The organism is Marinicella litoralis (genome assembly GCF_002591915.1).
Taxonomy (GTDB): Bacteria; Pseudomonadota; Gammaproteobacteria; order Xanthomonadales; family Marinicellaceae; genus Marinicella; species Marinicella litoralis.
The window spans coordinates 753,932-779,933 of record NZ_NIHB01000001.1 but is presented as its reverse complement, the minus strand read 5'-3'; the positions used below and the strand labels follow the sequence as shown (position 1 = coordinate 779,933).

General features: G+C 42.8%; 20 protein-coding genes. 7 read left to right on the top strand and 13 right to left on the bottom strand.

Going from position 1 to position 26,002, the window contains the following annotated elements:
- Positions 1-2: 2 nt before the first annotated feature.
- On the bottom strand, positions 3-3,242 hold the full coding sequence (locus CCS90_RS03455) for a VPS10 domain-containing protein (RefSeq protein ID WP_099018099.1): 3,240 nt from the start codon (positions 3,240-3,242) through the stop codon (positions 3-5).
- A 134-nt stretch (positions 3,243-3,376) separates the two neighbouring features.
- On the opposite strand from CCS90_RS03455, the gene CCS90_RS03450 reads away from it, so the two are divergent.
- Together CCS90_RS03450 and gmk are read left to right on the top strand one after the other, a co-directional pair.
- On the top strand, positions 3,377-4,243 hold the full coding sequence (locus CCS90_RS03450; protein ID WP_099018098.1) for a YicC/YloC family endoribonuclease: 867 nt from the start codon (positions 3,377-3,379) through the stop codon (positions 4,241-4,243).
- A gap of 2 nt (positions 4,244-4,245) precedes the next feature.
- A complete protein-coding gene (gmk, locus tag CCS90_RS03445) occupies positions 4,246-4,872 on the top strand; it encodes a guanylate kinase (RefSeq protein ID WP_099018097.1) in 627 nt (208 codons plus the stop codon).
- Here the strand turns inward: gmk and CCS90_RS03440 are convergent.
- The 3 genes from CCS90_RS03440 to CCS90_RS03430 all read right to left on the bottom strand — a co-directional run bounded on the left by CCS90_RS03440 (position 4,869) and on the right by CCS90_RS03430 (position 9,750).
- Positions 4,869-5,801 (bottom strand): class I SAM-dependent methyltransferase, encoded by a 933-nt coding sequence (locus tag CCS90_RS03440; RefSeq protein WP_099018096.1) that lies wholly within the window; start codon positions 5,799-5,801, stop codon positions 4,869-4,871. The two genes, gmk and CCS90_RS03440, sit on opposite strands and share 4 nt — an antisense overlap.
- Positions 5,802-5,862: 61 nt before the next feature.
- Complete coding sequence (locus CCS90_RS03435; RefSeq protein ID WP_257205604.1) at positions 5,863-8,454, bottom strand: TonB-dependent receptor plug domain-containing protein; 2,592 nt, start codon at positions 8,452-8,454, stop codon at positions 5,863-5,865.
- Between the two features lie 450 nt (positions 8,455-8,904).
- Complete coding sequence (locus CCS90_RS03430) at positions 8,905-9,750, bottom strand: sulfotransferase domain-containing protein (protein ID WP_099018095.1); 846 nt, start codon at positions 9,748-9,750, stop codon at positions 8,905-8,907.
- A gap of 155 nt (positions 9,751-9,905) precedes the next feature.
- Here CCS90_RS03430 and CCS90_RS03425 point away from each other — a divergent pair, with 155 nt between their 5' ends.
- Both CCS90_RS03425 and CCS90_RS03420 read left to right on the top strand, forming a co-directional pair.
- A complete protein-coding gene (locus CCS90_RS03425; RefSeq protein ID WP_162846708.1) occupies positions 9,906-11,498 on the top strand; it encodes a tetratricopeptide repeat-containing sulfotransferase family protein in 1,593 nt (530 codons plus the stop codon).
- Positions 11,495-12,568, top strand: coding sequence for an acyltransferase family protein (locus CCS90_RS03420; protein ID WP_099018093.1), 1,074 nt, complete (start codon positions 11,495-11,497; stop codon positions 12,566-12,568). Before CCS90_RS03425 ends, CCS90_RS03420 begins: the two co-directional genes overlap by 4 nt.
- 10 nt (positions 12,569-12,578) lie before the next feature.
- Here the strand turns inward: CCS90_RS03420 and CCS90_RS03415 are convergent, their stop codons facing one another.
- A complete protein-coding gene (locus CCS90_RS03415; protein ID WP_099018092.1) occupies positions 12,579-13,943 on the bottom strand; it encodes a M24 family metallopeptidase in 1,365 nt (454 codons plus the stop codon).
- A gap of 25 nt (positions 13,944-13,968) precedes the next feature.
- Positions 13,969-14,829, bottom strand: a complete 861-nt coding sequence (locus tag CCS90_RS03410; RefSeq protein WP_162846709.1) for an MBL fold metallo-hydrolase — start codon at positions 14,827-14,829, stop codon at positions 13,969-13,971.
- A 92-nt stretch (positions 14,830-14,921) separates the two neighbouring features.
- Between CCS90_RS03410 and rarD the strand changes: the two genes are divergently transcribed.
- On the top strand, positions 14,922-15,812 hold the full coding sequence (gene rarD, locus CCS90_RS03405; RefSeq protein WP_099018090.1) for an EamA family transporter RarD: 891 nt from the start codon (positions 14,922-14,924) through the stop codon (positions 15,810-15,812).
- A 33-nt stretch (positions 15,813-15,845) separates the two neighbouring features.
- Here the strand turns inward: rarD and CCS90_RS03400 are convergent, their stop codons facing one another.
- Positions 15,846-16,223 (bottom strand): DUF2237 family protein, encoded by a 378-nt coding sequence (locus CCS90_RS03400; RefSeq protein ID WP_099018089.1) that lies wholly within the window; start codon positions 16,221-16,223, stop codon positions 15,846-15,848.
- Positions 16,224-16,346: 123 nt separating this feature from the next.
- Here CCS90_RS03400 and CCS90_RS03395 point away from each other — a divergent pair, with 123 nt between their 5' ends.
- Positions 16,347-17,564: a bifunctional alpha/beta hydrolase/OsmC family protein gene (locus tag CCS90_RS03395; RefSeq protein ID WP_099018088.1), complete on the top strand. Its 1,218-nt coding sequence runs from the start codon at positions 16,347-16,349 to the stop codon at positions 17,562-17,564.
- 165 nt (positions 17,565-17,729) lie between these two features.
- Here the strand turns inward: CCS90_RS03395 and CCS90_RS03390 are convergent, their stop codons facing one another.
- The gene (locus CCS90_RS03390; RefSeq protein WP_099018087.1) at positions 17,730-18,380 is read right to left on the bottom strand and encodes a DUF4272 domain-containing protein; all 651 of its coding nucleotides are present in this window, start codon (positions 18,378-18,380) and stop codon (positions 17,730-17,732) included.
- A 4-nt stretch (positions 18,381-18,384) separates the two neighbouring features.
- Positions 18,385-18,702 carry a metalloregulator ArsR/SmtB family transcription factor gene (locus tag CCS90_RS03385; protein WP_099018086.1) on the bottom strand — a complete coding sequence of 106 codons (318 nt, stop codon included), beginning with the start codon at positions 18,700-18,702 and terminating at the stop codon, positions 18,385-18,387.
- A 98-nt stretch (positions 18,703-18,800) separates the two neighbouring features.
- On the opposite strand from CCS90_RS03385, the gene CCS90_RS03380 reads away from it, so the two are divergent.
- Positions 18,801-19,700: an acyl-CoA desaturase gene (locus CCS90_RS03380; protein ID WP_099018085.1), complete on the top strand. Its 900-nt coding sequence runs from the start codon at positions 18,801-18,803 to the stop codon at positions 19,698-19,700.
- A gap of 233 nt (positions 19,701-19,933) precedes the next feature.
- Here CCS90_RS03380 and CCS90_RS03375 read toward each other — a convergent pair whose 3' ends face one another.
- The 4 genes from CCS90_RS03375 to CCS90_RS03360 form a co-directional block, all read right to left on the bottom strand.
- A complete protein-coding gene (locus tag CCS90_RS03375; protein ID WP_246026979.1) occupies positions 19,934-21,673 on the bottom strand; it encodes an ABC transporter ATP-binding protein in 1,740 nt (579 codons plus the stop codon).
- Positions 21,674-21,695: 22 nt separating this feature from the next.
- Entirely contained in the window at positions 21,696-22,496 is an 801-nt protein-coding gene (locus CCS90_RS03370) for an ABC transporter permease (protein WP_099018732.1), read from the bottom strand.
- On the bottom strand, positions 22,496-23,419 hold the full coding sequence (locus CCS90_RS03365) for an ABC transporter permease subunit (RefSeq protein ID WP_099018083.1): 924 nt from the start codon (positions 23,417-23,419) through the stop codon (positions 22,496-22,498). Before CCS90_RS03365 ends, CCS90_RS03370 begins: the two co-directional genes overlap by 1 nt.
- A 337-nt stretch (positions 23,420-23,756) precedes the next feature.
- Positions 23,757-25,337, bottom strand: a complete 1,581-nt coding sequence (locus CCS90_RS03360) for a GMC family oxidoreductase (protein ID WP_099018731.1) — start codon at positions 25,335-25,337, stop codon at positions 23,757-23,759.
- Positions 25,338-26,002 lie beyond the last annotated feature (665 nt).

The window sequence follows — 26,002 nt, the reverse complement described above, 5'->3', positions numbered from 1 at the left end:
CCTTATTTATAAATCCAAGGTGCTCCAATGGATTGTAGTTTTTCTTCCAAGGCGGGCATTTGAACATCTACGATTTCCATCAATCTGGATTTTATTTTCGCATGTTCCTTTTCTGCAATTGCCAGACTCTTCTTATGGGTCGGGGTCGGGCCATAAGTAGACAAGGATGTTCCTATGGTGGCTGCTGACAACCTTGATCCGATAGTCACTTTGGTTTTTTCACCTATTTCTTGTTTTGCCTTAGAGCCGTTCATTGCTTGTTGAATGTCATTCAACTCACGGGTCATTTGAAACAATTCTAGATCCAATTCTCCATGTTCAGCCAAACTGTTCTTCAATGCCATTTGAATTTGTTCGGAACGCTTTAATGCCTCAGCCAGGATGGTATTGGTCACAGCCACTTCATCTTGTACGGCAGAAAGTTGTTTCCAAAAACCCACCACTTCTTCTGGCTCTGCCCCTTTCAACGCACCAGGTCTCAAGCTTTCAACTTCAAATTCTTGAGGGTCCGACAATTGAGTGATGACACCATTGACTTCTTGGCTGAGTGATACCTGGTACTTCCCTGGTGCCACCATCATTCCCTGCGGTTCATCTGAAAAGAAACCACCACCTTTACCTAAAACACCAAAAGCAGGATAACGCAAGTTCCATGCAACCTGATTAAATCCTTTATCATCGGTACCTTCGACCCTGCGAACCACTTTGCCAGCATCATTTTTCACAGTGAGCCAAATTTTTGCTGCTGGTTCTTGATTCTCAGCATCAATAGCAGCCCAACCTGGAAATGAGACATCTTCGCCTTTTTTAAGCAATTGTTCTTCCTTTGCTTTTCTTTTGGCTTTGGCTGTTTTCAACTCATCTGCCAAGTAGTAATTAAACACCGCACCAAATGGTGGATTTTTTGCATTGTAAAAGGCATCACCTTGCGATGCTTTTTCATTGAAGCCCAACACCACCCTGGGCAAATACCACAGTGCTGTTTTAACGGGGAACAGTTGCGCACCTTTGGCTTGAGAAAAATTGACATGACGCATAAAACTGTAATCATCTAACACATAAAATCCACGGCCAAAAGTCGCAGCAACCAGGTCGTTTTCTCTTTGTTGAATGGCCAAGTCTCGAACAGCTATGGTCGGCATGCCACCATCAAGCTTAGACCAATTCTTTCCTGAGTTTTGGCTTACGTACAAACCGAACTCGGTGCCCGCAAACAGCAAAGAAGCATCAATATGATCCTGAACAATTCGCCACACCAAGTTCTTTGCTGCAATACCTTGATTGATACTTTGCCAAGATTTACCCTGGTTCTTACTCATCAATAAATACGGTTTAAAATCTCCATACTTATGATTATCTAGGGCAATATATACTTTATTAACATCATGCAGGTCAGCTTTGATGTCATTAACAAATGCGGCCTCCGGGACACCCGGTAGTGAGCCAACTTTGATTGATTGCCAGTTGTCCCCACCATTTTGCGTGACTTGTATCAAGCCATCATCCGTACCAATATAAATCAGCCCGGCTTGCAGCGGTGATTCTGAAATAGAGGTAATGGTGTTGTAATTACTCATGGCCAAAACATCCCAAGGCATGTCCCAACTTTGTTGACCACCCATAATGGGTAACTGCATGCGCTCTTGGTTTTTGGTTAAATCACCTGATATGGCTTGCCATGAGTCACCTCTATCATCTGATCGCCAAAGCCTTTGCGAGGCAAAATACAGTCTGGTCGGCTCATGTGGACTAACCAATATGGGCGCGTCCCAATTGAAACGTTCAGCTGGCTCGCCTTCATCGGGTTGCGGCTGGATGTAAACCAATTCACCATTGGTTTTATCCACTCGTACCAAGTTACCTTGTTGCCATTCAGCATAGACAATATCTGGATTACCTGGCTCAGTAGCCGGCTGATGCCCGTCACCAAAAAGAACCACATACCAATCTGAATTTCTGATGCCCTGTAAATTATCAGTTCTGGAAGGTCCGCCTTGGGTGTTGTTATCCTGGGTACCACCATAAATATGGTAAAAGGGTTCGGCATCATCAACTGCCACTTTATAAAATTGAGTGACGGGTAAATTGGCCACATATTTCCAAGTATTGGTGAGATCAAAACTTTCATAAAGTCCACCATCACTCCCGGCCAATACATAATCAGGGTCACTGGCTTTGAAGGCGATTGCATGATTATCCCCATGTTTATTGCCTTCATTCATTAACCTGTAATTTTTTCCGCCGTCTTCAGAGATCAACAAACTGTTGTTCATTAAATACAGCAAATCATAATGGTGCGGTGAGGCGTAAAGCTCTTGGTAATAATGAGGTCCGGTACCACCCGACACTGCATCAGACTGCTTGTTCCAAGAAGCGCCTTGATCAAATGATTTGTAGATTCCTCCAGTTCGTCTTTGCTCTTCTATGGCAGCATATATTTCATCTGGTTTCTGTGGTGAAATGGCCAATCCAATCTTGCCCATCGGACCCTTGGGTAATCCATTGGATAATTTAACCCAATTGTCACCACCATCCTCGGTTTTATAAATCGCAGTTTCAGGTCCTCCACCCATATAAGCAGCCACTGTTCGGTGTCTTTGCCAAGTGGCAGCATACAAACGGTCGGGGTTACGTGGATCCATCACCACATCAGTGGCTCCTGTCCATTGATCATCACCCAATACCTTTTTCCACTGTTTTCCACCGTCCGTGGTTTTATATAATCCGCGCTGCCCACCTTTTGACCACAGAGGCCCTTGCGCAGCAACCCAAAGGGTATTACTGTCTTTAGGGTGAACCACCACGGTAGAAATGCGCTCAGATTGCTCTAAACCCTTTTTTTTCCAACTTCCACCGCCATCTTCACTGAGGTATATGCCATCGCCAAAGCTCATGTGTCGACCACCAACGTTTTCACCGGTTCCAACCCAAATTCTGTTGCTGTTTTGTGGATCCAAGGTGACAGAACCAATCGAATAGACTTGCTGCTTATCGAAAATGGGTTCCCATGTGGTTCCTGAATTGACAGTCTTCCAGACACCACCTGAAGCCACTCCCACATACCAGATATTTTCATTGTTTGGATCTATGGCGACATCAGATATCCGACCCGACATCAGTGCAGGCCCTATGCTACGTAGTTTAATGCCCGAAAACGGATCATCTTTTGTAGGTTCTTTTGCATCTGCCACTGAAACATTAATGACCAGCATTAACAACAGGGCCCAAGTGATATTTTTCATGGATTTTCCTCTTTTTTTATACACTATACAGGCTAACTATGAAAAATTCATTAGCCTATTAGTCACATCTTGTTCATTCTTTTAATGACTATACTTTATAATAGTCGACTTACTTAAATCAGCAATTCCCAGATATGCAATCAATGACCGCATTTGCTTCTCACGAAGTTGAAAATCACTTAGGTAGGCTTACCTGTGAAATTCGCTCAGTCAACCAACGCTTTTTAGAATTGACCATCAAGTGTCCTGATTTTCTGCGCGCCAGTGAAAGTGCATTCAGAAAACTTTTTAGTCATTCAATTTCTAGAGGCAAAGTTTCGGTTTTTATTCGGTTTTATCCTAATGACAACATCAGCTTGACAGAGTTAACGGTTAACCATGCTTTGGTTAAACAACTGAAATCCTGTGCCACTGATATCGAAACCAAACACCAACTGGACAATCGCTTGTCAGTGAATCAACTGATGAATTGGACTGATGTCATTGTACAAAAACCAACTGACACTTCAGAGCTCAACAGAACATCCATTGATTTGATTCAAACCAGCGTGCAACAGTTGATTGAATCTCGCAAACGTGAAGGCAAAGAAATGCAGCTGGTATTAAAAGACAAAGTTAACTTGATTGAATCATTAACCAACGAGATACGTACCTTTGTTCCAGAAATCAATGCCCAGCTTTCCAGCAAACTAAAAAACAAATTAGCAGAATTGGATGTTGAAGTGAACCCAGACCGGTTTGAACAAGAAATTGCCATGCAATTACAGAAAATTGATATCACAGAAGAACTCGATCGACTTGATGCCCATGTCAAAGAATTCAACAGAGTACTTGAACTATCTGAGCCAGTTGGCAGAAGATTAGATTTCTTGATACAAGAACTCAATCGTGAATCCAACACCATTGGTTCAAAATCTGCCAGCATAAAAACTTCAAATGCCAGTATTGACCTTAAAGTGGCCATTGAACAAATGCGTGAACAAATACAAAACATAGAATAACCATGAAAAAAAGTAAACTCATCGGCACCTTATATATTGTTTCTGCCCCATCAGGAACCGGTAAAACATCGTTGGTCAATGCCTTGGTTCGGGACACCAACCATTTGAAGCTTTCAATCTCCCACACCACCAGGAACCCACGACCAAAAGAAATTGACGGTTACAACTATCACTTCATCAGTGAAGACAAATTCAAACAAATGGAATCAGCAGGTGTTTTTATGGAATCGGCCAATGTGTTCGGAAACCACTATGGCACCTCACAAGACACCGTTCAAAAAATGTTGGATGATGGACATGATGTGGTGCTCGAAATAGATTGGCAAGGTGCTGAACAAATCAAGCACAGATTTCCACAAGCCATCAGTATATTTATTTTGCCACCCAGTATTCAGGCATTGAGAGACCGATTAGAAAACAGGGGACAAGATTCTAAAGAAGTGATTGAAACACGAATGACCAAAGCAATAGCGGAGTTAAAACATTACCACAAAGCTGATTTTCTGGTGGTCAATGATGATTTTGAAGAAGCGTTGAAAAGCCTGAAAGCCATAGTTAAATCAAATCGGATGACCACATCCAAACAGCAGATCATCAATCAACGGCTGATAAGAAACCTCATTAATTAGTCTTTAGTGAATTCATAAAAATGCCCCACATTGTGTGTATTCTGGTATCTAATATCACCTTGATTTATTAAGGTCAATCCCGCACGTTCAAACGCTTGATACCATTTGGGATCATTCAACAATTTATCACTGACACGCAACATGTCATTGGCCCTTGCTCTGGCGAATTCATATTGTTGTGAAAATTCCTTGGCCTTTATTCTTTGCTGTTTCAAAGCAGCATTAGGCATATTCAGTAATTGAGACAAGGTATTTCCCCAAGTATTGAACAAAGCATTGCTTCTATACGCAGCATGTAAACTCATGGCTGCCAAGCACGCCTTTAACTTAATCTTAAAACCATTGACAGTGGTTTTATCATTTGAAAATTGATGCAGAATTTCAAAGGCTTTTACGTCTTCCAGAACTTGATACACTTGTTCTTCTGTTTGCATATATGCCATCATTGCTGTTTCAGGGGCGTGTGATATAAACACAAACTTACCTTTCTCTTTAAGCAATTTAACGATGTTCTGCGCAGCCGGTTCAGTTTCACAATATTCAATACCATACTGGCTGACGATCAATTCAAATTTCGAATTTATCTTCTCACACATATTCTCAATCAAACAATTTCCAATAAAATCAATTTGATTAATCACATCTTGCATATCTGGGAAATTATTTAAGATTGATGCAGGTTTGATGTCTGATGCATCAACTGCCGTCATATTGATATTGAGATCTAGTTGTTGTGCCAATTGTTTGACTAAAATTGCCACTGCACCATTACCAGTACAAACATCTAAGGTGGTAATTTCTTGATCGTATTGTTGAAGTACAGATAGCCAATAATCGGCCAGTTCGCCATCATAGTTGACTTTAAAGTCTGCTGGTAAGGAAGTGAGTACGCCTGACTTCCAATAGGCTGTCCAATGATTTTTTGACATATTAATTCAATAAAAAAAGGCGTACCGAAGTACGCCTTTTATTCAGTTTATCAAACTTCTATTAGAAAGTTTGAGTGTATCTGAAGTAAGTCACACGACCAAAACCATCATAAAGATTGAAGTCATAATCACGTGAACCTACAGCACCACGATTGATTGGTGGGAATTTCTCGCCAGCGTTACGTACGCCAACTGTGAAACGACCATCCCAAGGTGCATGGTAGTTCAACTGTACATCATGAGTAGTCCATGATGGAGCTGAAGAATCAACTGAGTCAGCGTCTTGATCACCGATGTAGTTGATGTTGTAAGCCAAGCTCCAATCGCCATATGAGTATTGATTAGACAATACAGCACGTTGCTCTGGTAAACCTGGAGACTTAGTTAAGTCACTACCACCATCAATTGTGTAATCTAGCATATGAGCCAATTGGAAACTAGAACTCATGTTTCCACCAAACAACTCATAAGTAAATCTGGCATTCAAGTCAACACCTGAAGTATCAACAGTACCGTCATTACCAAAACCTGAAGTACAGAATTGAATTGCACCGGTAGGTGTTCTAGTACAACCTAAACCAGGAGGATTAGAAACGCCATTACCTTCATTGTTAATCAATGTTTGAGCGCCAAAGCTACGAATACGATTCGTAATTTCGATGTCCCAATAATCAACAGTGAAGTTAAACCAATCTACTGGCTCATAAGCCACACCTAAAGAGAACTGATCTGAATCTTCTGGTTGTAGAGATGGGTTAGCAACGATGTTGTCATTGATTTGTAATGAACAACCTGGATCTTGACCTTGTGCAACACAAGATTGTGGATCACGTACTGAAGTTGCTGAGAACGAAGGCTTCTGAGTTAAGATGTCCAAAGTTGGCGCACGGAAACCTTGACCATACGAACCACGTACAGTTAAGTTATCCAATGGCTGCCATCTTGCTGACAATTTAGGTGAGAAGTTATCACCGAAATCAGAATAGTCATCATAACGACCAGCTAAGTTGAACTCTAAGTTGTCCAATACTGGGAACAAGGCTTCGAAGAACACAGAAGTCACGTCACGGTCACCAGCAGCTGAGTTACCAGCAGAACCACCAACTTGACCAGCTTCTGATTGTGGATCGTATTGATCAGAATATTTTTCTTGACGGTACTCAGCACCAACATACATTGAAGCTGGGCCACCATCCATATCAAATAAATCGAAAGCTACAGAACCGAATAATTCGTCTTGATCATATTTTGAATTACGGAAAATGGTGATTTTCATTGCATTCAAAACATTGTCAGGTGAACTGTAAGGATCAGCCAAGTTATAAGAACCGTCTTCGATCAATGCAGCAGCAGCTGAACGTAGCAAGTAGTTATTACCAACATCAGAAGTTCTGTTGTCAGTATGACGTAAACCAAACTCAACCTCAGCATTGCCGATTTGACCAGTAGTACCAATCAAGAAGTCCAATTGCTGTGTTGTAACAGTTCCGTCACGATTACCCAATGCGTCAAAACGATGCCACCAGTTAACTGATTGTGGATCCAAACCTAAAGAAGGATCATACAATGGTGAAGCTGGGTTTGTTGGGTTGTTAGGGCTGCTAGAAGTCAATGGTACTGAGAAGTACGATGAATCTGGAACAGGTGCGTAACGACCAAATGACTCAGCTTGTGAGAAAGTAGCGTTAGACCACAATTCCCAGTTGTCATTGATTTCATGTGTTGCTTTGGCATAGAAAGACTTGTTTTCAGTAGAAGCTTCATCAGCTGATACCAAAGTAAAGTCGTATGCACAACGAGTACCGTTTGGTGAATTCGAGTTAGGAACCGTGTAAAAACCAGTACCTGGGAAGTCACAACCTACGCCATTGGCATAAGAAGTCCAATCGAAGTTGTCAAAACCGTCAGTAATTGTAGTGAAGCTGTTTCCGTAAACTGAAGCACCTGGGTTAACCCAAGGGAAGTCACGAGCAAAAACGATTTCACGGTCATTCCAAGATACACCAGCCAATAAGCTAGAACGATCTGAAGAAGCACCAAATACGACAGAACCTTCTTCTCTTTCACCACCGTTAGATGGGATAGAAACATCAGCAGCACCTAACATCAACTCAGCACCTTGATAGTCTGAACGTGTGATGATGTTAATTACACCACCAATCGCGTCAGAACCATATACAGCTGAAGCACCGTCAGTCAAAACTTCGATTCTTTCAATCGCGCCCATTGGTAATGTGCTTAAGTTTTGTGATGAACCAGTTGCTGGTGATTTTGGTAAACGACGGTTGTCGATCAACACCAAAGTTCTAGATGATCCCAAACCACGTAAAGAAACAGTGGCTTCGCCTTGAGCTGAGCTACCTGATTGTGGTCTGAAAGAACCTGCACTGTTAAAAGTTAGGTTACGAATGAAGTCAGCAGCGTTAGATTCACCACTTAATTCGATTTGTTCTCTTGTTATAACTGTAATTGGTAAAGCGCCTTCAACGTCTGAACGTTTAATTCGCGAACCAGTTACAGTAATTTTACCTTGCTCTTCAACTGCATCTTCGTCCTGTGCTAAAGCAACAGTACCAAAAGCAGAAGAAGCGATAAAACCTGTAAATAATGCTTTTTGTACAGCATTAGTAATAGGATTACGTTTCATTTTCATTTATATGTTCTCCAAATTGTTATCCATGAGTTAACTCAAAAAATTGCATCTATATAGATTCCCTATCCGGCACATACTAACACTTTCATTTATTAAAAAAAAGATACAATTTCGTTTTTTTCACATTTTCTTAACATTTACTTCTTTGTTTAACGGCTTATTTAATTCCAGCCTATATTGCCGACCCTGCCAAAAAACACTTTATAATCAATCGCAGTCAGCATTATTCCAATTTTCAATGTGTCAAACTCGCCTAAAACCAACCTTAACAATTCACGCTAAATATTGTTAAAATAAAGAAAATAAAACATTAAACAGCTGTTTTTTTATCTTTTTAAGCCAGCGGGTCTATTTGTTTATACACCTGGCCTGGATAGGCTGGGTGGATTACCCTCTGCGCGGAACTTAGCAGTCAATCATGCCAGTCTTGGGAGCCGCCCCTGTACTGGTTTATATGTAATCTTTAGGTATGTATTTGAATCGCTGCATTTGAGTCTTGTGATCTGTAATGATTTGTCTGATCTGAGCATCCGACAATTCTTCACGCCACTGTTCGGTATGCCCTTTGCGAAAAAAATGTCCCGCATTTTCATGTTTTTCTGCAAAACCAGTTTGTTGCTCTTGCTGCTTTAATTGTTTGAATGATGAAAACCGGATGGCTTTGGCCAATCTTTTAACGTCTTTTTTCAAACCCAACAGCGATTCTACTTTTCGAAAACTGCGTTGCGTGTGAGCCAACAAATCCTCATACCTTAAAACAAGCATGTTTCGACCTTCTTCCTGGGTCCAACTGGCCACATGTTGACTCCAAGAAGAAATAACTTGAGGTACGTTTTCGACCTCATTGGGCGTCCCTGCCATATCAGCAGCCATATAAGCAATGGCTTCATCGTAGCTGTAATCGAAGTAATGTTTGAGAGAAACGGCCACATCAAGTGGGTTTCTTACAATATATATGGCACCTGATGATACTTGCCAATTATGCAAAGGAAATCCTTTGTATGCGCCTTGAAAATTATGGGTTTTGACAAACAGGGTGGCTGGCGCCTCTGCTGCCATTTGAGCCTGTACCATAGGGCGGATGGCACAAACCTCTTCTATTGACAAATCTGTGGTTGATTGCCCTTTGGTCAAGAAAGGTTGGTACCTGAATGCTTTAACCTCATCAACAAAGTCCCGATGTAAGGTGTTGATATCAACAGCTGTGTTTTTGTTGTCCAAATAATTATGTAAAAAAGCCCTTACCCATGTATTCCCAGACTTTGGATAAGACGCTATCCATAATATATTTCCCACATTGTCACCTTAGCTTTGAAAATCAAATCATTATAAACATTAAATATGCAGGCTCAATATCAGATTCATTCTTTTCCAATCTGAGCGAAGTTGATTTATCCGCATCTGGTCAAGTACAATCGGTATACACCTTTAATTATCCACGCCGCCCAGTCATGACCGCCACCTTGATGCAACAACAAAAGCTTGACCAAGTTAATGACCTGGTGCAACAAAAGCAATTCTCACAAGCCTTGACTTTAATCAAAAAAATCACCCAAGATCACCCTGATTTTGCAGCTGCCTGGTTCAACTGTGCATTTTTGTTGTTCCAAAGTGGTGAAATCAATGAAGCCGCGGATGCGATTAACATGGCCAAACAATTGGAACCAGAGAATTTTACCTACGCGTTTCAAGAAGTGATGATGTTTGACAGCTTGAACCGGCCTGATAAAGTGTTGCCACTGGCTCAGAAACTGGCCGCCAACCCACCACCCAACCAACAAATGAATGAAAAGTTGGCACTGATTCTTGAAGCCAATGAAGATTTTGCCAGTGCATTAAAATTATATGAATACATGGCCATCACACAAGGCAACCAAGTCAACTGGCTATTGAAACAAGCCACTGCACAGCAGAACCTTGGCAACATCGCCCAGGCCACCAAACTTTGTGATCAAGCGCTTGACACAGAACCCAATAATGCCGACGGCCATTTTTTGCGCAGCCACCTAAAAAAACAAACGCTTACAGACAACCACATCGACCGTTTGCGTACAGCATGCGACTCCCAGCTGATTCCACCTTCAGAAAAAACCAAACTGTATTATGCTTTGGCCAAAGAGTTGGAAGATTGCAGCCAATGGGCTGAAAGTTTTAAGGCCCGACACAAAGGTTCTGTACTGTTCCGCCAAAGCTTTCAATACGACCTTCAATCTGACATTGATTTTATGCGTCAAATACAGCTTGAATACGATGCTGATTTTGTTCGACAAAAATCATCGAAAAACACATCTGAAAGACCCATTTTCATTGTTGGGCTGCCTCGTTCAGGCACCACTTTATTAGACCGCATCATCAGCAGTCATGATGATGTCAAAGCCGCTGGTGAATTAAAACAAATCAACCGATGCATGTTACAAGGACTACAACAACTTAAGTTGAACCCACAGTTATCCAGAACAGCAATGGTCACCGCCTCAAAACGAATGGATTTCGACCGATTCGGCCAAGACTATCTACAAACCTCAAGCGCAAGGACTGGGAGCAAGCCCAGGTTTACCGATAAATTTCCACAAAACAGCTACTATGTCGGCATGATCTTAAAAGCTTTGCCTAACGCCAAAATCATCATTATGCAACGTCACCCTGTGGCCATCTGCTATGCGGTGTACAAACAACTGTTCAGCCAAGACTCTTACCCTTTCTCTTATGACCTGGAAGAAATGGCTGCCTATTATAATCAGCACAATCAATTATTGAACCACTGGCAGCAAATCGGTGGCGACTCGGTTAAAACCGTATATTATGAAGATTTGGTCAAAGATTTAACCCACCAAGCCAAAGACATCTTGGCCTTCTTAAACTTGACTTGGCAACCTCAATGTTTAGACTTTCATAAAAACCGACAACCCACTGCGACGGCCAGCGCAAGTCAAGTGAGACAAAAATTGTACACCGGCTCCGTGGACTTGTGGCGCCATTATGAACAACAATTACAACCCCTGATTAAAATGCTGGATGTGAATACAGGGCGAACAAATCCATGAAACCCATCGTCAACATTCAATTTTTGCGTGCTGTGGCCGCACTGGCTGTGATGTTTTATCATTTTTCACTGCAATACCAATCCATCAACCCCGGGCAGGCACATGGCTTTTTTGACCTGTTTAATCTGATTGGCTATGCAGGTGTGGATTTCTTTTTTGTGATCAGTGGATACATCATGTGGGTCACCACCAAGCGCGCATCCACACAATCGCCGGTATTGAATTTTGCGTTTAAACGTTTCAGCCGCATTTATTTAGGCTACTGGCCATATTTTTTACTGGCATTGCTTATTTTGTATTTTTATCCACAGCTCAAACCTGCCAATGCCAACATGTGGGGTTCATTTTTCTTGACTGAGCCTGACACCACTCACCTGTTGATCCAAGTGGCCTGGACATTACAGTATGAGTTGTATTTCTATGTATTGTTTGGTTTGTTGATGTTGCTACCAAGCAAGCACAAGCTGAATGCCGTTTGGGCCATTGTGGCCCTCATTATCGTGTACCAGATCGCCTCTCGATTTTCATCGACACACAGCCATAGCGACTTTACTGCCGTCGACTTTCTGTTGTCACCCTATTGTTTAGAGTTTTTTGCTGGATGCTTGCTGGGTCGTTTCTTTCAGACCCAAAGATGTAATCACTTCTGGCCATTGTTATTGGGTCTGGCCTTATTAGCCACTGCTGTTTATTATCAAGCACACGTTTTACAACAATCACTGATCAGCCAACAGCATGTCATATTAAGGGTTTGCTTTTTTGGCTCAGCCGCCGCGCTGATTATGGCAGCACTGATTGAATTAGAAAAACGGGGACAGGTGCTGCTAAAACACCTTTCCTTGATCCTTGGTGGCGCTTCTTACAGTATCTACTTATCTCACACCATATTCATTGCTTTGACCATTGCACTGGGCTGGCATTCATGGGTTCAAAACAACAGCCAATCACCAGGATTGTGGGTTGGCTTGTTTATGTTACTGACCGTTGTTTATAGTGTGGTTCATTATTTATTGATTGAAAAACCATTGATGGCCATGTCAAACCACATCAAACAGCGACTGTTTCATTGATTCTTGCTGGTTATTGACCCAGGACTTGATGATTTTGCCTGGGTATCAACAACAATTGTGTTTGTCTGCCATTGATATAGCGCACCGATTTTCCGTCAAAAAAAGCATCCTCTTCCAACATGATTCTGACTTCCTTGTTCCATGCTTCAATGAATGTAGAGGCATTCAGTTCGATGGCATAAGCTGTGTTGGCGTGTAAGGGGTAATCACCTTTATGCGGCACGCCTTCTTGAGCATCCCACATACCCAATGTAGTACCAGCCGCATGTCCATAGTAGCCTATGGGATGGGTGTAAATGGACGGGGTGATGCCTTCAGCAATGGCCTGCTTTCTGGACATGGCCAAAACCTCATTGCCGGTCCTGCCGACTTTGAAATTACCAGTAAAAATGTCTTGTAAACGATTGGCATTTTGCAAAGCTTGCTGCAAATAATCTGGCGCGGCTTTTTCACCAGACTTTAAAACATAGGCATGCTGTTGGGTATCGGTGTTTAAACGCAAATAGGTGATGCCAAAATCAACATGAATCAAGTCACCTGCTTGAATGATGTTTTCAGCCGGTCGCTTATCAAAAGTTCGCAGATGGTCAAATTTATCATTGTCAGCCCTTTGAACAGAAACAGAAGGATGGAACCAAGTGTCTAATTTCAATGACTTGATCTTTTCACGGTACCACCAAACCAAATCTTCAGTCGTGGTTACACCAGGCTGCACAGCCACTTCCGACAAACCTTCAGCCAAGAGGGTGTGAGCAATGTTCACAATTTGGGGATAAACAGCCATTTCTGCTGGTGTTCTGGTTTCCAACCAGGCCACAGCCAACTTTTCTGCACTGACAATTCGATTTTGCCATTTTGGCTTCAATGAATCTTTAAACTGTTGAAATTCTGAATGTGTCACGCCGTCGGCTTGGCCAAAGTGGTTAGAAAAGTTAAGCCCAATTTTGTTTGGCTGTTTCTCTTCAATGATTTCTGCCAAACGTGCCCATTGATCGGGTTGTTGCGCTTTGTCCCAAGACTTTTTAAAAACCGAACCCACATCGTACCTGGCCACTGCCATGGTTTCTATGCCAGCCGCAGCAGTGGAATTGGATTCACCTGAGTCATACATCACCAATATGGTTCGGCGTCTGGCGGCATGCCAAATGGCTGGCAACATGGTTCGAATCACAGGGTCTTCATTGTATTCACGAGCCATCACAATCCACATATCAATGTTGTTATCACGCATTAATTGTGGCAACACCGTTTGAACTTTATCCTCTAACAGGCGATCAATCACCGCCGCTTGGGTTTTTAGCGGCAGGATTTTGGGTGTGTCAGCAAAGCTTGTTTGCATCACCAACAAACTGATGATTAGTATTATTCTATTCATATTTCTATTCATATTAAGTTTGATTTTATTTGGTTAAAGTGTTTTTGATTTGTTTCAGTTTAATGGTTTTTCCGGGTACAGAAAAGTAATCTTCTCCACTGTACTGTAACTGATCAGGAACCACAACCGGTACATGAATGCCGGTATGGTGCAGCGAGTTAATTCTTTCAGCTAAAATTTGTTGGCCAACAGAGTGAGTCAAAAACCAATAAGGCGGAAAGGCATTGTGAGTCACTTTTTGCGCCCAATAATTGGCCCAAGGTTTGAAATGAAGGTCATCAGGGTCGGCATCACCCATGTGCATCACAGTCACTTGTTTGTTTAAAGTCACTCGATATACCAAATTGGAAACATCGGCCCTGCCTGGCCACCCGGCATGCGGGATTCTGACTGCCCCAACATCAATTCCCACAAAAGTCATCTCAATCGGTTGGTCTCCATAGTTCAATTCAAGGCCAACAACTTGCTTCTTTATGGCTTGGTATCCTGACAAGACCTTCAATTGATCAACCGCCTGGCTTGGCGCCACCAATTGGGTCACAGGATTGAGTTTCAAATATTCAAGCACGTCCTTGGCATCAAAGTGATCACCGTGGGCATGGCTGATAAAAATCATTTCAATCGAATCATATGGCGGCTTTTTGGCAAAAATGGCTGATTTGATGTCTGCTGGCACCAGCTGGTAATGATTAAAATGGCGGTGAAAAAATGGGTCGAACAATACTTGTTGATCGCCATGACTGACCATTAGACCCGTATTGCCTAAATAGGTCACCTCTCCAGTCAGTGCCCCAACCGAACGAACCGCTATGGCTGGCTTAACGACTTCATGAGAATCAACCACACCGCTGAGCAAAATAAGAATGATTGATAGCAGGTTTTTCATGCGCATCCAAAATTAACAATTAAACCCATTGTATGACGAAATAGTTCAATCTGTTTAAAGCATCAGTGGATTTTTAAGACTACAATACCCGAATGCCAATTTCTGAACACAACAAAGGTTTACAGGCCGGATTATTTTGTTTTATTTTTTGGGGTTTTGCACCCATATATTTCAAGCTACTCAAGCATGTACCTGCCATCGAAATCATTGCCCATCGCATTATTTGGGCGGCCCTGTTTTTATTGTTGTTCTTAGCCATCAGAGAAAGACAACAACTGATTCACTCACTCAAGGTCACTAAAAAACAGCTGTTGATCCTCTTTATCAGTGGTTCATTGGTCATCAGCAACTGGTTGTTGTTTGTTTGGGCTGTCAATGATGGACAAATCCTGGCCACATCACTGGGATATTTCATCAACCCCCTCGTCAATGTATTTCTGGGCATGTTGTTCTTACAAGAACGATTGAATAAAGTACAAATCATTGCCCTCACTCTTGCCGCATCAACCACCATTTACTTGGGAATTTTTATCGGTCAGCCGCCTTGGATTGCGTTGGCACTGGCGATAACTTTTGGCTTGTATGGCTTGGTCAGAAAAACATTGGATGTCAGGCCATTAATCGGTTTATTTTGGGAAACGGCCTTACTGATGATTCCGGCCTTGGTATTCTTGACCATGCTGTCATCAAACCAAACGTCCAGCAATCTTGATATGAGTACCATGTGGTTGTTGGTGTTTTCGGGCTTAATCACCATCCTACCGCTGATTGGGTTCAATTATGCAGCCAAGCGACTGACCCTAACTGTGATCGGCTTTTTACAATACATTGCGCCAACCATCAGTTTTTTGATTGCTGTATATTTCTTTGGTGAAGTGTTCACTTTCGGACACAAAGTCGCTTTCACCGGTATCTGGCTGGCTTTGTTCATTCTCAGCTGGCAGCCCATGATGAGATTGATCAAAAGAAAACCGGTAAAGTAATGCCAAAACCCACAAGGTGACATCACTTAAGAATCATTGTAAGTCAGCAGCATAGGCCTTTAATAAATTGATATCCACCACATCCAATGTCCTTAGGTGAGTGCTTCTGATGTTGACCTTAGGCGCACATCCATCTTGATGGGCTTGCAACCACCGCAGAGCGCACAAACACCATTGATCACCTGCCTTCAAGCCAGGGAAATCAAATTCAGGGTGAGGCGTCGATAAATCATTGCCCATTTTTTTAGAGTACTGCAAGAACTCATCAGTTAGTTTCACACAAACCGTATGCAAACCATGGTCTTCATCGGCCGTATTACAACACCCATCACGAAAAAAACCAGTGACCGGATCTTCACAGCAGCTCTCCAGCACCTCTCCATAAACATTCAGGCTTTCATGTTGAATCATGTTATTCTCAATACGGATAAAACTGTATTTTACTGCAGTTATCAATCATCAGCAGAGATTCTGTAAGAATAAATCACGCATTGGGTCATCTACCATGCATGATCAAACACAGGGGTTAAATCAATGAAAAAACTGAAAGTATCATTTGAAGGCAGTCAAGGCCAGTTGGCGGGGTTATTGGAACAAAGTGATGATAACAGCAAAACCTATGTGTTGTTTGCGCATTGTTTCACCTGTGGTAAAGATTTTATTGCCGCTTCCCATATCAGCAAAGCCTTGGTGAAATTGGGCTTTGCTGTGCTCAGATTTGACTTTACCGGTTTGGGTAACTCGGATGGTGATTTTGCCAACACCAACTTCAGCTCCAATGTTGAGGATTTGGTGGCCGCCGCTGATTTTTTACAAAACAACTACCAGGCACCCAGTCTGTTGATTGGCCATTCATTGGGTGGTGCCGCGGTGCTAAAAGCCGCTGCACAAATACCAGATGCCAAGGCGGTAGTCACCATTGCAGCACCTGCCGATGCCTCCCATGTTAAACATTTGTTCCATTGTGAGCTGGATTCAATCGATCAACATGGCCAAGCAGAAGTGAATCTGGGCGGCCGCCCATTTAACATCAAAAAACAATTCATTGACGACTTGAATCAACAAGACACCAGCCACATCAGCCAATTAAAAAAAGCCTTGTTGGTGATGCACTCACCGGTAGACGAAACGGTTTCCATCAATGAAGCTGAGAAAATATACGTCGCGGCCAAACACCCTAAAAGCTTTATCAGCTTAGACCATGCCAATCATTTATTAACCCATAAAAAAGACGCCACCTATGCCGCCAAACTGATTGCTGCATGGTCAGAAAAATTCATCGAATCCAATGAAACGACAAAACCAACGCGCACAGAAGTTCCAACTGGTCAGGTGAGGGTGACTGAAATAGACCATAAATTTCAATGTGATGTACAAACCGCATCACACCAATGGATCGCTGACGAACCGCTTAAAGTCGGCGGCAGTGACTCCGGCCCCGACCCCTACCAACACCTGCTAGCCGGATTGGGCGCATGCACCGTCATGACCTTAAGAATGTACGCCAACTTAAAAAAAATCCCCATGGACAATGTCATTGTCAACCTATCACACGACCGCGAACACGGCGAAGACTGCCAATCCTGCGACGACCAACACCCCAAAATAGATGTGATCCACCGCAACATTGAATTCGCTGGCGATTTAACTGAAGAACAGATAAGCAAACTTTTGATTATTGCGGATAAATGCCCCGTGCACCGAACCTTACATAATAAGATTGAGGTGAGGACTGAATTAAATTCACAATAGAATTTGTCATTCTGAGCATAACGAAGTGAAGTCGAAGAATCTCCCACAGCCCATGTAATCTCCTTTGATTATTGCCAGCCCGGCCACCATCGTTCTCGGGCTAGACTCGGGGATCCATTTTTCATGGGCTTAAATTCATTATATTAATTCTAATCATCCAAATAATTAGGTATCAAGAGAAATATCTTCCCAAATTTCTTCCTTGTTACAAGCCCATTCAAGGGCTTTTCTTCTCTCCATGACAATATCGATATCAACAAGTTGTGATTTTTTACCAGTTAGCGATAGGTTTCTAGCGTACCAATGCACGCGATAGAATCTATCCAACATAGAAAAGATTTCCTTTTTAGACCTTAAAGAAAAACCGGTAATGAATTTCTTTGCAGGTTCATTCTCCTGAAATTCAGGCAAAAATGAAGCCAGGGTTTCTTCAACACCTGTGTTAAAAGTTAGATTATCATGGATTTTTCCTACCCAGGCTAATGCCCATATAGCTTCAATTGACCAATACAAGTCAATTTTTTCTTGTTCTTGCCAGTTATTATATTCTAGATCTAACCGTTTATTTTCTTCTTTAGATAACTCATCGATGAGACTATTCTCTTCTAAATATTCTCTGATAAAAGCATTTGGAGCTTCAAAGTGAAGCTGAAGTAAAGCAGACAAAATTACACACCTTTTTGCAACTTCTTCCGGACTTCGAAAATCCATCAAATCCAAGTAAGGCAAATGCTCAATAACCTCAATTCCTTGCTTTTTTAGTACTTTAGTATTTTTCGCTTTGACCTTTTCTGGACTTATCTTTGATGTAAACATAAAGCTACTCACTCGAGTTTTTGTTCTTAGCCAATTCCGCACTCTCCATTTTCAACGGCCTCCCCTGCGGACAAAAATTAACCAGAAAATCATTCATATTGGCAAACAGGTTTTCTTTGACCAGGCTGTAATGCACAAATTGGCCTTTTTTATCGCCTTGGATCAATCCGGCATTCATTAAAATGCTTAAGTGTTTTGACAAGGCAGGCTTTGACATTTCGAACCGGTCAGATATTTCACCCGCTGTTAAGTCAGTTTTTGATAAGTAAGCCAAAATTTTTCTTCTGACAGTAGACGATAAAGCTTGAAAAGTGTCGTTCATTGGATATAATTAACCTATTAGTTAAATACTTAATTAATTAAATAACTTGTATTTTATAACAGTTTTATAGCTGTGTCCAAGTAAGGAAGGAAACTAACATGAAATATGAAAACCAAAGTATCCAATCAAAATTAAATTCAAGTGCATTCAAAGGCACTGTTAAATGGTCACCGGTAAAATCAATTTGGGTTTCATTTTTTTATCTGACAGCCATCATCGGCGGATACATGACATTTAATTTTGCAGCATTGTTGGTGTTCATCTTTTTTACTGCCATCACCTTGTGTTTTGGCCACTCCCTCGGTATGCACCGGCGGCTCATTCACCAAAGCTATGAATGCCCCCGATTACTGGAATATCTTTTCGTACATTTGGGTGTACTGGTCGGACTGGCAGGCCCGAAGGGTATGTTACAAACCCACGATACCCGTGACTGGGCCCAGAGGCAGCGTGAATGTCATGGATATTTTGGCCATCAACAATCACTGGCCAAAGATTGGTATTGGCAACTACATTGTGATTTTGTCTTTGACAGTCCACCTACTTTTGATCCCCCAAAAGCCATTGCAAAAGACAAGGTTTATGACTGGATGGAAAAAACCTGGATGTGGCAACAGATTCCTTGGGCTTTCTTGTTGTTTTATTTCGGCGGCATCTCTTGGGTGATCTGGGGCATCAATGTCAGGGTGGCTGTGTCAGTCACCGGTCATTGGTTAATCGGCTACTATGCCCACAATAAAGGAAGGCAACACTGGCATGTCGAAGGCGCTGCCGTACAAGGCCATAACATTAAGTTTGCCTCCTTAATGACCATGGGCGAAAGCCACCACAATAACCACCATGCCTATCCAAACTCTGCAAAATTTTCTCTGTATCCAGGTGAATGGGATCCTGGATGGTGGGTATTATTGGTTTTGGAAAAAGTGGGTTTGGCTGCTAATTTCAAGACTCCGGAAAATTTACCAGAACGGAAAGAGTTGGTTTGTGTAGATGAGTGAAAATTATTAATTAAATTTGAATTTATTGAAAACTCATTAATCAAGCTATTGAAAGACTCATGAAAAAGACATTAGTTTAATAGCAAGTTAATGATCCTTCAGAAAGACACTGGATCCCGGCCTTCGCCGGGATGACGAATATTAACCATCTATGGAACTTCAGGAAATCCTTCGGTTCCGCTTCGCTCCACTCAGGATGACAATGTGCTTTTTTGCACTTTTGTCGGCGAGCCTTATTTAGTTGCTCTAGGCACACCCTTCGGAATCGCATCCAGCAGCTTCTGGGTGTAGGGATTCTGTGGATTGCGGTAGATTTCTTCGGCGGTGTTCAGCTCGACTATCTTGCCTTGGTTCATCACCCCAACGCGATCAGCAATGAAGTTCACTACCGATAGGTCATGAGAGATAAAGATGTAGGTTAAATCACGTTGGGCCTGAAGGTCTAACAACAAGTTCAGCACTTGTGCTTGTACTGAGACATCCAAGGCAGACACTGATTCATCACAAACGATGAATTCTGGATCAACGGCCAGGGCTCGGGCAATTGAGATGCGCTGTCTTTGACCACCAGAAAACTCATGAGGGAAACGGTTCAGTTGATCGGGATTCAAATCGACTTGTTTGATCAGTTCAGCCACCCGCTCCCAACGCAAGACTTTGCTGTCCTCTGGTCGGTGGATGTTCAAGGGCTCCATGATGGCTTGACCAATGGTCATTCGGGGGTTCAATGAAGCAAAAGGATCCTGAAAAATAATCTGCATGCGGGAACGCAAACGGCGCATGTCTTTTGGGCTTTGTGCGAACACATCTATCCCATCATAATGGACGCTACCACTGGTGGCTCGCTGTAATTTCAACAAGGTTCGTCCCAAGGTGGTCTTGCCACAACCGGATTCGCCCACCAAGCCAAGTGTTTCACCTTTCTTCACTGTAAAGCTGACACCATCAACCGCTTTGACATGTGATTGAACTCGGCCAAAAAAACCACCTTTGATGGGAAAATGGGTTTTTAATTCATTCACTCGTAACAACACCTCATGGTGGTTTTTATCTGCTTTGATTTGCGGCTGTTGTTGTGCCAAGGTAGGTGTCAGTTCCTCGCCTGCAGCATTCATAAAATCACTGACCGTTAACAACCTTTGGGGGTTATCGTGCAATTTAGGACGACATGCCAACAAACCCTTGCTATACGGATGATGGGCTTCGGTAAAAATTTTAGCCGTGATTGCTTGTTCCACTTTTTTGCTGCGGTACATCACCACCACTTCATCAGCCAAATCAGCTATCACTCCCAAATCATGGGTAATGAACAACATGCTCATGGACAAATCCTTTTGCAGTTGTTGTAATAATTCCAGCACCTGTTGTTGAATGGTGACATCCAAGGCCGTGGTCGGCTCATCACAAATCAACAATTTAGGTTCACAGGCGATTGCCATGGCGATCATGACACGTTGTTTTTGTCCCCCTGATAATTCATGGGGGTAAGACCTGGCTCGGCGGTGTGGTTCAGGTATACCCACCCAATCCATCAGTTCCACTGTCTTTTGCCAGGCTTGTTTTTTACTGAGGTTTTTGTGCAGCCGCAACACTTCTGAGATTTGATAACCGACACGAAAGACTGGATTCAATGAGGTCATCGGCTCTTGGAACACCATCGAAATGTCATTGCCTCGAATCTGCCTCAATTGTTTTTCAGGCATTTTAAGCAGGTCGTCGCCCAAATAGTTGATAGCGCCTGATGTGATGTTACCTGGCGGTTGTGGTATCAATCCCAAGACAGACAAAGCGGTGACTGATTTGCCCGAACCGCTTTCACCGACCAAACCAATGGTTTGTCCTGCCTTGATGGCAAAACTCAAATCATCCACAGCACGAACCACACCTTCATGGGTGTTGAATTCAATCGATAAATGTTCGATGCTCAATAGTTGATTGTTATTCATCTCGGGTGTTCTCGGTATTTCTCTCATTGGAAATATTTAATGGCTGCAATCATTGGTTTTTCATTGAAGGATCCCAACGATCTCTGAGACCATCCCCCACCAAGTTGAATCCTACCAGTGTCAATGATAAAAATAAAGCGGGAAATAACAATGACCACGGTGCCATTTCCATATAACTGGCTCCTTCATTGACCAAAGCGCCCCATGATGTCATCGGTTCCTGAATACCCAAACCCAAGAAACTCAAAAAAGATTCAATCATGATCACTTGAGGTATGGTCAATGTGGCATAGACCACCACCACACCAATCAAATTGGGCAATATGTGCTTGAGCAAAATGTAAGCATCTTTTTGTCCAATGGCATAGGCCGATTCAACAAATGCCTGCTCTTTCAACACCAATGTTTGACCTCGAACGATTCGCGCCATATCAAGCCACAAATAACACCCAATCGCAGCGAACAACAGCCACATGTTTTGTCCAAAAAACACCAGCAACAAAATCACCAAAAACAAAAATGGTAAAGCATACAGCACATCGACTGTGCGCATCATGATGGCATCGACCCGTCCACCAAAAAAGCCCGCAATCATGCCATAGGTGACACCAATCAAGACACTCACCAAGGTGGCCAATAAACCCACCATCAAAGACACCTGTCCGCCCAACAAGGTACGAATGTACAGGTCTCGGCCCATCACATCGGTACCAAACCAATAAATGCCATCTGGGGCTGCCGCCATGTCATCCCAATGTATGGTCTCTGGATTAAAACCAGTCAACCAAGGCCCAAACAGCACCACAACAAGCAACATCAACAGCAATGACAAACCCAATTTCAATTTCATCAGGTTTTCGCCACCCTTGGATCCAACCATCGGTACAGCATGTCAACCAACAAATTGAATAACATCATCATGATACCAATCACCAAGACCACACCCAAAACCAAAGTATAGTCTCGATTCAAAGCACCTTGTACAAAATAGCGACCCATTCCTGGAATCCCAAAAATTTGTTCAATCACCACCGAACCTGTCATCAAACCGACGGCAGCCGGCCCCAAGTAACTGACCACAGGCAACATCGCTGGCCGCAAAGCATGCTTAAACAGCACTTGGTATGTAGACAAGCCTTTGGCTCTGGCGGTTTGGATAAATGGTTGGCTCAAAACCTCCAACAAACCACTGCGCACCAAACGGGCAATTGCTGCCACAAAAGGAAAACTCAAAGTCACCACAGGTAACACCAAATAGGGCCACTGACCACCTGACCAACCACCCACTGGCAGCCACTGCATGTGGACTGAAAACCCAAGAATCAATAATGGGGCAATCACAAAATTAGGGGTGCTGATACCAATGACTGCCACGATCATGGCAACCAAATCTGGCCAGCGATTGGCATAAGTGGCGGCAAAACCACCCAACAACACGCCGAAAAACAAGGCTAACAACAAAGCATAAAAGCCAATTTTCAATGACACAGGCAGCCCCAAAGCAATCAGTTGATTGACTGAATAATCTGCATACTGGAATGAGGGACCCAAATCGCCTTGCACAGCAGATTTAAGGTAGTTGCCATATTGAGTCATCAACGGTTGGTCCAACTGGTATTTTTGGGCAATCAACTGTTCAACTTCAGCCGACAGTTCACGCTCTTGATCAAAGGGACCACCGGGTGCAGCCCGCAACAAAAAGAAGGTCAAGGTCAAGATCAACCAGAGTACGGGGATTCCCCAAAGCAACCGTTTGACCAACATTTGAATCATTGTCTGGATTCGACCTGTGTCGATTTTATCTTGTCTTTTAAATAACTTTCCATACAGTTATTAATGGGTTTGCGATTGACTGGCAAGACTGTATTTAAAGGGGTGTTTCATACCTGTTGTTTAAAATTATCCCAAGCTTTGAATGGCCTCAGTTTAACAGATAAAATTCATGCCTTCGCAGGAATGATAAAACGAACCCTCAGGATTTCATCATGAAATGGTGCCATCCTGAGTGCAATCCATCCAATCGATTTAAATGGCTGTGTTTTTGCTTTGCTCAGAATGACGGGGGATCAAAAAAACTGACCCCTGGTTTTGATGAAGTAACGAATTTTGATTACCGTTGGTTAATAATCACATCGCTGATCTTTTCGGCCATCATGATGGTCGGGGCGTTGGTGTTGCCCGAAACCAATGTGGGCATTGCCGATGCATCCACCACACGCAAACCTTCAATGCCATGCACTTTGAGGTTTTGGTCAACCACTGCCATGTCATCACTGCCCATTTTACAGGTACCTATTGGGTGATAAATCGATTCGGCTTTGTTGCGAATAAAATCGATGATTTCCTCGTCGGTTTGCACCTCACTGCCAGGAAATATTTCATCGTCTCTGAATTCATCAAATGCTTTGGCAGCAAAAATTTTGCGTTGAATTTTGAAACCCTCAACCATTATTTTCAAATCATGTTCGACCGCAAGGTAATTGGCTTGAATCTGTGGTGGGTCTTCTGGGTTGGCTGATTTGAGTTTAATTTCGCCACGGCTTTCAGGCCTTAACACACACATGTGCAAGGTATATCCGTTGCCTTTCAAACGGTTGCGTCCATGGTCATCAAGCATGGCTGGAACAAAGTGAAATTGCAAATCGGGTCGATCATCGATGGCCATTGGGCTTTGCCAAAAACCACCAGCTTCAGCAACGTTAGACGTTCCTGGGCCCTTTTTGAACAAATAGTATTTCAAACCTGACAGCACTTCATTGACGGTGTCATAAGTTATGTCCTGGCTACAATGCTGAACCAAACACACATCCAAATGATCCTGTAAGTTTTTCCCCACACCGGGTAATTCATGCTGACACTGGATGCCATGGTGTGCCAGTTCTTCGCTGTTGCCGATACCTGATAGCATCAACAATTGCGGTGAGTTGATCGCGCCACTGGACAAAATCACTTCTTTATTGGCTTTCAGCTGCTGTAGCTGCCCTCCTTTTTTAACCAGCAAACCGGTGGCTTTTTTGTCTTTTAAAATAACTTTTTGGGCCAAAGTTTTGGTCCACACTGTTAGGTTGCTGCGCCCTTTGGCAGGTTTTAGAAACGCTTCGGCTGTGGAGTGGCGTTGGCCATTTTTTTGGGTCACTTGATAATAACCAAAACCCCTTTGACGCAGGCCATTGAAATCATCGGTGCGTTGGTAGCCAGCTTCTGCTGCAGCATCAAGAAATACGTCACTCAGTGGATTGGTGTATATATGGTCTGATACGGACAACAAACCGTCTTGGCTGTGAAATTCATTTTTCAACCTTTGGTTGTTTTCACTTTTCATGAAGTAAGGCAACACGTCTTTACTGCCCCAGCCTGCATTGCCTTGGGCTTCCCAATGGTCATAATCCTTGCGGTGACCTCGACAGTAGCACATGGCATTGATCGACGAAGACCCGCCCAAAACTTTGCCACGTGGCCAATACAACTTGCGGTTATTCAACTGCGGCTCTGGTTCAGTGTCATAATTCCAATTGATCGATTTAAAGCCCACCAATTTAGCCAAACCCGCTGGCATATGGATCATGGGATTCCAATCGGTGCCGCCCGCTTCAACCAACAACACAGTGTGTTTGCCATCAGCAGACAGTCGGTTGGCCAAAACACAGCCAGCTGAGCCTGCTCCAACCACAATATAGTCAAATTTTTTCAAGTTTATATTTTTATCTTTCAAACGTTCGTTATTATAGCCCAACAGCTACAGTTAAGCTGTGAAGATTGAAGTAAATCAATGATTGAATTGTGCACCAGTCATTTGTCATCTTGAGCGAAGCGGAGCGCAGTCGAAAGATCTCATTTTACTGGGCTGACCTATAATTAACTTCACCACACCATTTGCAAATCCAAATCTAAGTCTTGCCAGTTTGGGTTAATTTGATTGATCAGACTTTCCTTTTTCTTTCAAGTTCAACGCTTTCAAATTGGACGAAATCGAGAATCTCAGGATACTTGGCTTAAATAAGGATGTTCCCATCAGCTGAGGGAGATCCTTCGACTGCGCTCCGCTTCGCTCAGGATGACAGTATATTGTTATTCATAGCTAAACACATGATTGCAGTTCAAAGTCATGTACAATCATCTGGCTGAACTAAACATCAAGATACTTATGACAATTGTTCTGATTTTAATACCGCCCATTCTGGCGTTGTTGAGTGGCTTTATCATTCATATGTAAAACGCTGAATGGCTACCCTAGATTATCATGGCTTGTGTGGTGGTCTATGGTCATGAGCTGATTCAAAAAACTTCTAAAATTCAGACCTAAAAATATAAACTGAAACCAGACTATAACCCCAAACCTCACGGTTACATAAAAGC

Coding starts and splice junctions, on each gene's coding strand:
- CCS90_RS03420 (WP_099018093.1), top strand. CDS start 11,495: ATGAAACCCATCGTCAACATTCAATTTTTGCGTGCTGTGGCCGCACTG.
- CCS90_RS03380 (WP_099018085.1), top strand. CDS start 18,801: ATGAAATATGAAAACCAAAGTATCCAATCAAAATTAAATTCAAGTGCA.
- CCS90_RS03385 (WP_099018086.1), bottom strand. CDS start 18,702: ATGAACGACACTTTTCAAGCTTTATCGTCTACTGTCAGAAGAAAAATT.
- CCS90_RS03390 (WP_099018087.1), bottom strand. CDS start 18,380: ATGTTTACATCAAAGATAAGTCCAGAAAAGGTCAAAGCGAAAAATACT.
- CCS90_RS03435 (WP_257205604.1), bottom strand. CDS start 8,454: ATGAAAATGAAACGTAATCCTATTACTAATGCTGTACAAAAAGCATTA.
- rarD (WP_099018090.1), top strand. CDS start 14,922: ATGCCAATTTCTGAACACAACAAAGGTTTACAGGCCGGATTATTTTGT.
- CCS90_RS03365 (WP_099018083.1), bottom strand. CDS start 23,419: ATGATTCAAATGTTGGTCAAACGGTTGCTTTGGGGAATCCCCGTACTC.
- CCS90_RS03455 (WP_099018099.1), bottom strand. CDS start 3,242: ATGAAAAATATCACTTGGGCCCTGTTGTTAATGCTGGTCATTAATGTT.
- CCS90_RS03395 (WP_099018088.1), top strand. CDS start 16,347: ATGAAAAAACTGAAAGTATCATTTGAAGGCAGTCAAGGCCAGTTGGCG.
- gmk (WP_099018097.1), top strand. CDS start 4,246: ATGAAAAAAAGTAAACTCATCGGCACCTTATATATTGTTTCTGCCCCA.
- CCS90_RS03410 (WP_162846709.1), bottom strand. CDS start 14,829: ATGAAAAACCTGCTATCAATCATTCTTATTTTGCTCAGCGGTGTGGTT.
- CCS90_RS03400 (WP_099018089.1), bottom strand. CDS start 16,223: ATGATTCAACATGAAAGCCTGAATGTTTATGGAGAGGTGCTGGAGAGC.
- CCS90_RS03375 (WP_246026979.1), bottom strand. CDS start 21,673: ATGAGAGAAATACCGAGAACACCCGAGATGAATAACAATCAACTATTG.
- CCS90_RS03440 (WP_099018096.1), bottom strand. CDS start 5,801: ATGTCAAAAAATCATTGGACAGCCTATTGGAAGTCAGGCGTACTCACT.
- CCS90_RS03370 (WP_099018732.1), bottom strand. CDS start 22,496: ATGAAATTGAAATTGGGTTTGTCATTGCTGTTGATGTTGCTTGTTGTG.
- CCS90_RS03425 (WP_162846708.1), top strand. CDS start 9,906: ATGACCGCCACCTTGATGCAACAACAAAAGCTTGACCAAGTTAATGAC.
- CCS90_RS03415 (WP_099018092.1), bottom strand. CDS start 13,943: ATGAATAGAATAATACTAATCATCAGTTTGTTGGTGATGCAAACAAGC.
- CCS90_RS03450 (WP_099018098.1), top strand. CDS start 3,377: ATGCAATCAATGACCGCATTTGCTTCTCACGAAGTTGAAAATCACTTA.